Source organism: Streptomyces ipomoeae 91-03 (genome assembly GCF_000317595.1).
GTDB classification, from domain to species: domain Bacteria; phylum Actinomycetota; class Actinomycetes; order Streptomycetales; family Streptomycetaceae; genus Streptomyces; species Streptomyces ipomoeae.
Window position 1 is genome coordinate 1 of record NZ_AEJC01000134.1, and the last position, 2,155, is coordinate 2,155.

The following is a 2,155-nucleotide window of genomic DNA, read 5'->3' on the forward strand; positions in this document are numbered from 1 at the left end:
TCCCGTGTCGGGGGACCCTGACCTCGTAGGGCCCGGGAAGGGCCCCAACTCCCCAAGGAGGACCGCATCGTGAGGCCCGGCAGGAACCGCGGCTGGCTGCTCCGCCTCGTCATCGCCTTCAGCTTCGCGCAGGGGGCGGTGTCGATGGCCCGGCCCGCCGTCTCCTACCGGGCCCTCGCGCTGGGTGCCGACGAGCGGGCGGTCGGTGTGATCGCGGGTGTCTACGCCCTGCTCCCGCTGTTCGCCGCCGTACCGCTCGGTCGCCGCACCGACCACGGCCGGTGCGCGCCCCTGTTGCCCGTCGGCGTCGTCCTCATCGCCGGCGGCTGTGCGCTGAGCGGTCTGGCGAACTCCCTGGTGGCGATGGCCGTGTGGAGCGGGGTGATGGGGCTCGGCCACCTCTCCTTCGTCATCGGCGCCCAGTCACTGGTCGCGCGGCAGTCCGCCCCGCACGAACACGACCGCAACTTCGGCCACTTCACCATCGGCGCCTCTCTCGGCCAGTTGGTCGGCCCGATCGCCGCGGGTGCCCTCATCGGTGGCCCGGACATGGCGCGTACGAGCGCCCTCGCGCTGGTGGTGGCGGGTGCGGGCGCGGCGGTCGCGTTCACGTCGCTGTGGCGCATCGAGCGCCCGGTCGAGCCCAAGTCCCGTACCGAGCAGGGCGAGCGCGTCCCGGTGCATCGCATCCTGCGCACCCGGGGAGTGCCGGGCGGCATCTTCATCAGCCTCGCCGTGCTGTCGGCGACCGACATCCTCACCGCGTACCTTCCGGTGGTCGGCGAGCACCGGGGCATCGCGCCGTCGGTGGTCGGCGTACTGCTGAGCCTGCGCGCGGCGGCCACCATCGCCTGCCGGCTGGTGATGACGCCGATGCTGCGGCTGCTCGGCCGGACCGCGCTGCTCACCGTGACCTGCCTGCTGGGCGCCGTGCTCTGCGCCGCGATCGCGCTGCCGGTGCCGGTGTGGGCGCTGGCCCTGATCCTCGCCGCGCTCGGGTTCTGTCTCGGGGTCGGGCAGCCGCTGTCCATGACGACGGTCGTCCAGGCCGCCCCGGACGACGCCCGCTCCACCGCCCTCGCGCTACGGCTGACGGGCAACCGGCTCGGGCAGGCCGGGGCACCGGCCGCCGCGGGTCTGGTCGCCGGTGTCGCCGGGGTGGCGGCACCGTTCGTGATGCTCGGCGTGCTGCTGGTGGTGTCGTCCGGGATAGCCCTGCGGTCGCCTGCCGGGCCGGGGCAGGGGAGGGGCGGCAAGGGGAAGGGGAAGCGGGGCGACGAGAAGGACGGCAAGAGAGTCACCGGGGGCGACGGCTCCCGGTCCGGGGTGTCCTCGGGGCAGAAGTCCTTGGGCCGGAAGAGGGATATGTGACGGGCCGTTAGGCGCGGCTTCCACTACGAGCCCGGTGATGTGACAGAGAGTCAGGTGTAAGCGTGATTTGTATGAAAATCACCCGACTCGGAGGTCTCGCATGTCCACCTCGTCCCGCCCCCGCCGCGCCGGAGCGCGCGCGAGTGCCGCGGTCCTCGCGGCACTCACCGCCACGGGAGCCACCCTGATCACGGCACCGGTCGCCGTCGCCGCACCGGGTGACAACGGCGACGTCGTGATCCACAGGGTGGGCTTTCCGTACAGCAACGAGCGCAACCAGGCGAGGGTCTGCGACTTCTACCTCGCCGCGTTCGACTTCGACACGATCCGGAAGGTCAACTGGAGGATCGACAACCAGCCTCCCACCACGGGTGCCGACCCCGTCGCCGAGGGGTCCATCAGCCTCAGCGGCGGCAGCGGGTTCACCCCGCCCGTGATGGCCGAGAGCGCTCGGCGGTACCAGCCGCTGCCCAACGGGCAGTACCGGCTGACCTGGGTGATCGACCAGACCCCGACCGTCGACACGGACGACACGGTGCCACTGGGCACGGGCGAGGAGAGGGTCTTCAGGGTCGCGTGCCCGCCCGCCGGTCCCAACGGCGGCCCGCCGGCCGGTGGGGGCGGGCTCGCCATGACCCAGAACTTCACGCCGGTCGCCGGCACCGCCGCCGTGGGCCTCGCCGCGGTCGGCGGAGTGGCCTGCCTGCGGCTGCGCCGTCGCCGCACCGATGGCGCCGCGTAGACGCGCCCCGAGGCCCTGGCACCGGACGCGCGCCTACCGCCT

At 73.2% G+C, this 2,155-nt stretch carries 2 protein-coding genes; both read left to right on the forward strand.

Annotation, left to right across the window (positions count from 1 at the left end):
• Positions 1 to 69 precede the first annotated feature (69 nt).
• The gene (locus STRIP9103_RS08835) at positions 70 to 1,371 is read left to right on the forward strand and encodes an MFS transporter (RefSeq protein WP_009304629.1); all 1,302 of its coding nucleotides are present in this window, start codon (positions 70 to 72) and stop codon (positions 1,369 to 1,371) included.
• 100 nt (positions 1,372 to 1,471) lie between these two features.
• Positions 1,472 to 2,113, forward strand: coding sequence for a hypothetical protein (locus tag STRIP9103_RS08840; RefSeq protein WP_048819944.1), 642 nt, complete (start codon positions 1,472 to 1,474; stop codon positions 2,111 to 2,113).
• Positions 2,114 to 2,155 lie beyond the last annotated feature (42 nt).